Origin of the sequence: Methanospirillum sp., from assembly GCF_028679455.1 — an archaeon.
Taxonomy (GTDB): domain Archaea; phylum Halobacteriota; class Methanomicrobia; order Methanomicrobiales; family Methanospirillaceae; genus Methanospirillum.
The window spans coordinates 1-8,882 of sequence record NZ_JAJRBM010000181.1; the positions used below are offsets into that span (position 1 = coordinate 1).

The window sequence follows — 8,882 nt, forward strand, 5'->3', positions numbered from 1 at the left end:
TACTTGCACGGGAAACTGGAATGAGAAAGGTGGATATACGATTAATCTCGAAAAGGATGGTTCATCAATTAATGCAACCATCACGAAGAGTCTGGACCCTGATGCTATTGTTGAGCATATGACTTTCTCAAAGTAATCTTTTTTGGACTCTGGTATCGGGGGAGTGATCATTGCTCCGTACAATGTTTAGTTCATATGTCGCTGAAAATTTATAGGATTATTTATCAGTTTACTATCGTGATACAAAATTTCTAACAAACATTCATAAACAAGTTTTACGACTCATTATGTCGTGAGGGATACACAGATTCGCAAAGATTTGCATGGAATATATTGAGAGGTAAACAAAATACCTGGCGGGTTCCTGAATTATTCTGATCCCATGAAGGAGCCGGAAGGAACGATGATCTCAAATCTGGCTCCTTCTTCAAAAACACCGGTCTCCTTGATCGAAATACCAGTCAGCGAAAGGATCTCCCTCACCAGAAACAGCCCATAACCGGTATGCTTTCCAAACTCTCTTTCAAATATTCGCTCTTTATTGTCTACCAAAACCCCAACTCCGTTATCTTCCCAGATGATCGTCAGGTGGTTATTTTCCGTATGAACCGACACCGTTATGTTGGTAACATGCTGACCATGCCGGATCGAATTATCAAGTAAATTCTTAAACACACTTTCAAGCATTGGATCTGCAAAGACAGATAACCCGGTACAGGTGCTGGAAAATGATATTGTTTTTGGAAGAGGTAATCTCGATAGAATGATGTCAAGTGAAATCCATTGTGGTTCGTGTGATCCTAAATTTTGATAAACCCGGGAAAATTCAATCTTTTGATAAACCCGGGAAAATTCAATCTCTGACTGGATATCTTTGATACCCTCATTCATCTTATGAATATAATCGAGTATTACAGGGTCCTTTGATTCCATCTCCAAAATGGCAAGGTATCCGGAAAATCCTGATATTTTATTCAAAATATCATGCCTTGTGATGTCATTGAGCAGATGTAACTGGCGGTTTGTTTTCCTGATTGCCTCCTCTATGAGTTTCTCTTCAGTAATATCCTGACTTGCCCCGATACTGTTTACAACTCTCCCTTCATCATCAAAGGTTACCCGAAAAAAAACTGAAATATAGCGAACCGCTCCATCTCTTCGAATTATTCGGTGTTCAAAACGAAAGATTTGATGGGCATTAGCAGGATTAAATGATGTTGTTACTTCTTCCCGAACTTTAGGAATATCAGCAGGAAACACAAACTCACGGACATACCTTTCAGGACTCATGAAATATCCTCCCTCATGTTCTACGGTAGTTCCATATAGTGTGTAAAACCGATCATTGAAGATAAAATTCTGTGATAATACATTCCATTCCCAACCCACAAGATTTGCCATCTCCATGGTATCGGCAAGAATTTGTTCTTTAGTTAAAAGCGTCTCCTCAATATGTGCCCGTTCAATATCGGCTCCTGCTTTAACTGCGATAATATCAATAACCTCTCTGACACGAATTTTATCGATAAATGGGTTCTGTGACAGGATGCTTAGTATTCCAACAATCTCCCCGTATGAATTTTTGAGTGGTACTCCAATATATCCCTGAATCTGTAAACCTGCTAAGGGTTTACAATCTGGAAAATGAACGCCTGAATTCGCTGGATAAAAAACAAAACCTTTTTTTATAACTTCATCAGATGGTGTTCCCTTCAATTGATATGAATAATCAAGGACTTTTTTGTCGTCAAGAATCATGGAAAGAACATGAACATGTTCCTTGTCTGGCGTAATCTCACCAATCATGACACAATCTGCAGAAAGCCATTTGGTGATGCTTTCAGAAATCCGGTCCAGGGATTCTTTTCCCGTTGTTCCGACAATTCCAGATACAATAGCATTGACTGCCGATTCTGCAGCCTTCTGTTCATTTATATCTTCAACAATTGATAAAATTTGAGGCTTCCCCTGAATGTAAATGCGGCTTGAAGAAAACTTCACAAACCTGATTTCTCCTGTCTTTAAACGGGATTTCACTTCCATCCCCCGGACAATATGCTTCTTCCTTAACTCTGATGCAAGGCGATTATATTCGGTTATATCTGCAAAAATCCCTAACGTGTCAGGATGTTGACCGATTACTTCATCGCGGGTGTATCCGGTACCAGCAAGAAAAGCGTCATTCACATCGGTAAACACATTTTCTATCAGCGAAACAAGTGTCAGAGGAACTGGATTCAGTCTGAATACCGTACCAAATTTTTCTTCAGAATCGCGAAGTGCCAGTTCTATTATTTTATTTTGTGTGATATCCCGCATTGAAACCTGTACGCCGGTTACCAAACCATGTAATATTATCGGTATCGCATGAAGATTAACGAATATCAGGGTTCCATCTTTTTTGGTAACCTGTATCTCCACATTTTCAGCAATCTCTCCATGCAATGTTTTATAAATCGCATTCGATAAATAGGATCCAGCTTGAGAAAATAGAGTGGTTAAAGCAAATTCAGGAGATTTACCTATCAGCTCTTCGGGTTCATACCCGATAATCCATCGGGAAGATGGTGAGACATAGGTAGGTTTCATATCCTTATCGAGAATAAGGATCAGATCTGAAGATCGTTCCGCCATTCCACGAAACCGTTTCTCGCTTTCCTGAAGTGCTTCTGCCATACGCCGTTCATCAGAGACATCCTGGGCAAGCGATCCGAAACGATATCCTTTTTCAGTTTTAATCGGGAATACAATTCTTTTAGTAAATATTCTGGTTCCATCCTGATGAATTGATTCAAATAGATGGGGTTTTTTGAAAAACGGTATGCCGGTTTTCAGTGAAGAGAGCACTTTTTGTTTGATCTTCATTCGGGATGCATCATTCTGGTATTTTAGAGGAAGCATCCGGTAAGTGATATCCCATAGATAACTCCCGAGGGCTTCCTCTTTTCTGATTCCGGTTAATTTTTCTGAACTTGCATTCCATTCGATCACTTTTCCGTCTTCATCAATGAGACTAACTGCTTCGCTTGTTGATTCGATGAATGACCTGAGACGTACTTCGCTTTCGTGAAGAGCCTTTATGTATTGTATTTTTTCAGTAACATCGCTGGTGACACCCCGAAATCCGATCATCATTCCATCAGTACTCATAAGTGGATATGATCTGCAGTTGAAAATCCGGACACTGCCATCTTTTATAATGGCTGGAATATCAAACGTAGTGAGACCTGGTTTGCGATGGGTAGTATCTGCTAGCAGTACTTGTACGATATCTTTCCCTTCAGGCGTAAAAAATGAAAAAACTGATGTACCGATCAGTTCTTCCGGGTGGAACCCAAAAATGTCAGAACTCCTTGGACTAACGTAAGTAAAAATTCCTTCTAGAGTTAATTCCCAGATTACATCCGGAGATGTCTCAATAATCGCTCGAAATTTTGATTCACTTTCCTGTAATGCTTTTTTTGTCTGAATCAACTCATTGAACTGTGTCAGCCGTTCATCCTCAGCTTGTTTTCGTCTCACTGCCTGCTTTACTTTGTGTGATAATTCTGCAAATTGTGGTTTTGGATCTCCTCCTTTCTGGATATAAAAATCAGCACCGTTATTTATTGCCTCGATCACCACCTCTTCACGACCCCTACCGGTAAACAGGATAAATGGAATATCGCCATATTGTTCCCGGACGGTTTTGAGAAATTCTATTCCATCCATGCCAGGCATCTGGTAATCTGATATGATGGCATCATATGATTGGATAATTCGGGATCTTAAGGCAACCGTTGCAGAAGTCTGGGTTTCGACCTTGAACTCACCCGTCCGTTCCAGAAAAATTTTCCCAAGAGTAAGAAGATCCTCTTCATCGTCGACATAGAGGAGAGAGATCAGATCGTTATTCTCTGATGCCAGTATGTTATTGTGTGTGTCAGGTTCAGGAGGTATCATCTCCAATTTTTCTCCAGGTATTGATGTGACATAGTATCAGTGAAAGATATTGAGATGTGCTAGAGTTTAGAGTAGGAATCCTTTAACCTTTTTGACGAGAAGAAAGGCATTCAAGTCAGGTCTGGTTTTACTATCCGAAAATGATCCCCCCGGTAATTCAATCTGTTTTTTCATATTATCTTCTGACATTACTTCAGGTATACAAAAATGATCTCCAGCCTACACGAGTTTATATTATTCCAAACCAGGTTTGATTTCTCAGAATTTCAGGCAATCTTCTCACGATACTGAAAAGAGTCCATTGAAATTAAAACGGAAATACTATTAGAATTTCACACCTATGGTATGTAAGGGAGGAAAGATGTTACAGATTTTATTATCACCGAAACAATTTTTTGAAACATGTGCTGGATCTGAACCATCATTAAAAAAACCGGCTTTGATTATCCTGCTGATGTCGGTCTTCACTGCAGGAAGCGGATACCTACTTGGGGAACTTACCGGACGAATGCTCTCAGGTTTCATGGAGGGAATCGGTCTCATCACTGCAGTGAGTACAGCAGTGACCTCCTTCCTTGCACCCTGGTTTATGTGGCTTGTAATTGCGGTTATTCTCATGGTCATGACAAAAATCATGAAGGGATCCTGTTCGTTCAAACGATATGCAGAGATTGCCGGGTACGGTCTGTTCCCACAGCTTTTTGGATCGGTAATCGGCCTGGTGCTGGCTTTCTGGTATCTTCCCCGGATCCAGGTTACCCCGATAAAAGTAGCTGATCCTGCACAAATTCAGGTGCTCATGACCGATTTCTTAAAAAATCCTCTGATGCAGGAGTATACCATCCTCTCAACCATTCTCTCGGTCATTCTTCTCATCTGGACTGCAAATATCGCTGCCATCGGCCTTGAAAAATGTTGTGGACTCTCATCAAAGCAATCCCTGGTTGCTGCAGGCCTTCCTATCGCGGTGTATATCATCTACTCTCTCTATACCCTCGTTACGATGTCCGGATGGCTCTGAATGAAGAGCCTAGTGAAATATGTCGTTTGCATCGTCTTTTTGATCCTCGCTTCAGCCAGTGCTGACACCACGGAAGATCCGAATGTAGCTGCGGCTCAGGTTGAGGTGTCAGGAATCACGATCGATCCCGCTGTCCTGATGCCACTTGATACCGCCCTGGTAACAATTACGCTGAATAATACCGGCCAGGATGCGGTCCCGATCAACCATGCAATGGTCTATGACAAGGATCTCCTGATCCTCTCAGACAATTATGGAAAAGTAGGTTCTATCGGTGCTGGTAACTCCCTGAAACTTGAGTTTACCATTCAGGCCCGGGGAGCAACCGGTATCTTCTATCCGACCCTTTCATTAGATTTCAGGGGGGCACATTTTCTCAGATACCCATTCAGGGTGCAGGTACAGAATGATCCACTCGAGATGTCTGTTCTTTCAAAACCAGAGACTTTTGTTGAAGGGAAGAAGGATGTTGTTCAACTCCACATCGGAAACCCACGGGATAATACCGTTACCGGCGTGACGATTACCGCAAATGGAACCGGACATGAGATCACCCCGGCCTCTTACTTTGTCGGTGCCCTGGGGTCTGATACAACCGCAGATATTCCGGTTAATATCACCCCGTATGGGAATCAATCGGTGTTGTTTACACTCTCATACCAGAATGGGATAAATCAGCATAATGTCACCTACACTCTCCCGATCCATCTCGGGGAGAGTAGAAAACAGGCAAATCCGGTATTATCCAACGTGGTCTTGAATGATGAGGGAGATATCTTCAGAGTGACTGGTGATGTTACGAACTCAGGGCTTGAGACGGCTAATGGTGTTGAGGTTACTTCGGGTGAACCGGCAATTCCAATCTTCCCATACAAACTCTACGCAGTCGGTGCTCTCAAGCCTGATGATTTCTCCAGCTTTGAGATTACTTTCAAGACTGACACAAATACTACCGAAGTTCCCCTCCAGACAAGTTTCAAGGATCGGGATGGAAATATTTTCAGCACTGATACGCTTCTGGAAATCCCTCGTAAAGATACCGTGGCTGAAAAGGAACAGGCATCTCCCATACCCGATAAGGCGGTATATGTCATACCGGGAGCGGTCCTCCTCTTTGTCATTTTCGCGATCTGGTATAGCAGGCGAAGAAGAGAATGACCCTGCCGATCATGACAGATACCGGACCGGTCATGGAGTTTTCAGGGGTATCCAAAATATATCCCCTTGCTTCAGGGAATGTGACGGCCCTTTTGGATATCTCTCTTCAGGTACTTCCTGGAGAATTTATTGCCATCATGGGGCCATCAGGTTCAGGAAAATCCACCCTGCTCAACATGATGGGATGTCTTGATGTGCCTTCCAAAGGAGAGGTCTACATCAGGGGTCGGAGTATCCGATCCCTCTCCGATGATCAACAGACCACGCTGCGCAGGGATGAACTCGGTTTCATCTTCCAGCAGTTCAATCTTATTCCTCTCTTAAATGCTCTTGAAAACGTACGATACCCGCTCATCCTGAAGAATGGGATGACTGCATCAAGAGAACGGTGCCAGGAGGTGTTGGCAGCTGTCGGCCTCGTCCCTACACTCTGGTACCACCGGCCAACCCAACTATCCGGCGGGCAGCAGCAACGGGTGGCAATCGCCCGGGCCCTTGTAAATGATCCGGCAATCCTCCTGTGCGATGAACCGACCGGGAACCTCGACACCAAGACCGGCCAGGCAATTATGGCCCTGCTTGAACAACTCTGTCACGATGAAGGAAAGACGATCATCATGGTTACTCATGATCCACGAACGGCAGAGTATGCAGACCGGGTAATCCAGATAGAGGACGGGCGGATTAGGGAGGAGGTCTGATGGCTGGAGGCTCACTCTTTTTCAGTCTCGCGGTCAGGAATCTGCAGATGCACTGGCTCAGGTCACTCCTTGCTGCAATTGGAATCATCATCGGTGTTATGGCTATCTCATCGATGGGGATTCTCGGAAACGCCTTCTCTCTCTCTATCACTAATTCACTCTCAAGTGTAGGTGATTCGATCGTGGTTACTCCCCATGTCGGATATCAGGGAGGGATGAGCAGTGTATCGACGAGCGAACGTCTTTCTGACCGGCAGATAGAACTTATCCGGCGGGCAGCAACAAACAGTAAGGTCTTCCCTATTTATGCCGGCGGAGACCGGATTAAAGTTCAACGGGATACCTTGTATGCTTCGATATACGGTATCGATCCCAAGGATCTTCCCACACTTCTGGAGATTCAAAAAGGTCAGTATCTTCGTGGGGCGTCCGGAGTGATGATCGGGGCCAAACTTGCCAAGGATAATAACCTGACAATCGGATCCCGTATTCTTATCGGTGAGATTGAAAGTGGAGTGAGGGTTGTCGGAATCCTTAAAGAACGGGGAATGGGCTTTGATATCAACCCTGACAATGCAATCGTCACCTCTGATCTCTGGTACCGGGATTTTTATGAGACCAGAGGACATGATCAGGCGATCATCAAGGCTGCTGATATCAAGGATATTGAACAGATCAAGAGTTCAATAGAGAAACAACTGAACAAGCGGGAGACCGAGGTTGATGTATATGACACCCGGATGATCCTCAATTCGATCACCGAAACCTTTGGTCAGATCACCTTGTTTACGATGGCAATTGGAGGGATATCCCTCATTGTAGCCGGAGTTTCGATCTTCAATGTGATGATGATGTCGGTGATGGAGCGGTACAAGGAGATTGGTATCCTCCGGTCCATCGGGACGAAACGGGCTGAAGTCCGGAGTATGTTCATCTATGAAGCGTTGATTCTCGGGCTCTCTGGTTCAGCGGTGGGGGGGATATTTAGTTTTGCTGCCGGGTACCTGGTGGTTGCTGTTCTTATGAAGGATGTTTCGTATCTTTATAATCCGGCTTCCCTGATCCAGATTCCATATGGAATGGCATTTGGGATCGTAACCAGTATGCTTTCAGGACTTTATCCGGCCTGGAAAGCCTCTAGTCTTAATCCGATTGATGCACTCCGACATGAATGAAAATAATAAACCTAACTATTCGAAAAACTCATGACCTTCTCCTCTCCTACTCATCAGCAGAAAACTCGATCTATCTTATCTCACCATCACGGGCCCGGATACGAATGAAACTCATAGTTCACCCACCATCAGATAATTAGAGTATATCTTATTATGCAGGGCCTTACGAAGCAAAACCGGCCAGATGCAATCAGACACCTGTATGGCGTAGTTACCACCATCAAAAATACATTTGGTGTCATCAGGTGGGGTTGCGTACATCGAAGATGCACGGGTAGATCCGGTTCCGGTACAGACCAATGAGGTCTTGGAGATCCGGGAGGTTGTTAAGGGGATGATTGATCAGATCCAGGAGAAGAGGTCTCCGGGAAGGCCCGGGAAACAATGTGGTGGGTGTGATTATTTCCAGATATGCAGGTTCCGGTAGAGAATCTGGTGGGAAAAGGGTAAGATGATAGGAATAATAAAGAATTACTGGTCTATCTACTCATTAAATTTGATGAAGAGCCTAATATATATCTCTGATTAGGTTTCCATTGGAAACCTTGAATGAAAAAGCATAATACACGTCCCGTCTGATAATCAGATACTATCTCATTATGCAGAGAGTCGCAGAAAAAAACCGGTTTTCTATCATCAGGCATCTGGCAGACATAGTTCCGACTATACATACTACGTTCGGGGTTATCAGGATCGGTCTTTTCGGTTCAGTTATCAGAGGTGAGCAGACAAATAAGAGCGACGTCGATATCCTCGTTGAACTGAAAGACGAATATAAAACCCTGAAAAATTATGTTGCGCTAGTTGATTATCTTGAGTTATATTTCGACAGCAAGGTAGATCTTGTAACTCTTGAGAGTCTTGATCCCTATATTCGGCCATATA

The 8,882-nt window shown here is 43.7% G+C and carries 7 protein-coding genes; 6 read left to right on the plus strand and 1 reads right to left on the minus strand.

Translation table 11 applies throughout. The features are described from left to right. Positions 1–369 precede the first annotated feature (369 nt). Positions 370–3,942 (minus strand): PAS domain S-box protein, encoded by a 3,573-nt coding sequence (locus tag LUQ50_RS06110; RefSeq protein ID WP_300037729.1) that lies wholly within the window; start codon positions 3,940–3,942, stop codon positions 370–372. A gap of 361 nt (positions 3,943–4,303) precedes the next feature. Between LUQ50_RS06110 and LUQ50_RS06115 the strand changes: the two genes are divergently transcribed. From LUQ50_RS06115 to LUQ50_RS06140, 6 genes are all read left to right on the plus strand, one after another. Continuing rightward, positions 4,304–4,963, plus strand: coding sequence for a Yip1 family protein (locus LUQ50_RS06115; RefSeq protein WP_300037732.1), 660 nt, complete (start codon positions 4,304–4,306; stop codon positions 4,961–4,963). Beyond that, entirely contained in the window at positions 4,964–6,121 is a 1,158-nt protein-coding gene (locus LUQ50_RS06120; protein ID WP_300037735.1) for a hypothetical protein, read from the plus strand. After that, positions 6,118–6,822, plus strand: coding sequence for an ABC transporter ATP-binding protein (locus tag LUQ50_RS06125; protein ID WP_300037738.1), 705 nt, complete (start codon positions 6,118–6,120; stop codon positions 6,820–6,822). The genes LUQ50_RS06120 and LUQ50_RS06125 overlap by 4 nt, the downstream gene beginning before the upstream one ends. Continuing rightward, positions 6,822–7,997 (plus strand): ABC transporter permease, encoded by a 1,176-nt coding sequence (locus LUQ50_RS06130; protein ID WP_300037741.1) that lies wholly within the window; start codon positions 6,822–6,824, stop codon positions 7,995–7,997. Before LUQ50_RS06125 ends, LUQ50_RS06130 begins: the two co-directional genes overlap by 1 nt. A 235-nt stretch (positions 7,998–8,232) precedes the next feature. Continuing rightward, positions 8,233–8,424, plus strand: coding sequence for a PD-(D/E)XK nuclease family protein (locus LUQ50_RS06135; protein WP_300037747.1), 192 nt, complete (start codon positions 8,233–8,235; stop codon positions 8,422–8,424). Between the two features lie 172 nt (positions 8,425–8,596). Then, on the plus strand, positions 8,597–8,882 hold a 286-nt coding region (locus LUQ50_RS06140), incomplete at its 3' end, for a nucleotidyltransferase family protein (RefSeq protein WP_300037744.1).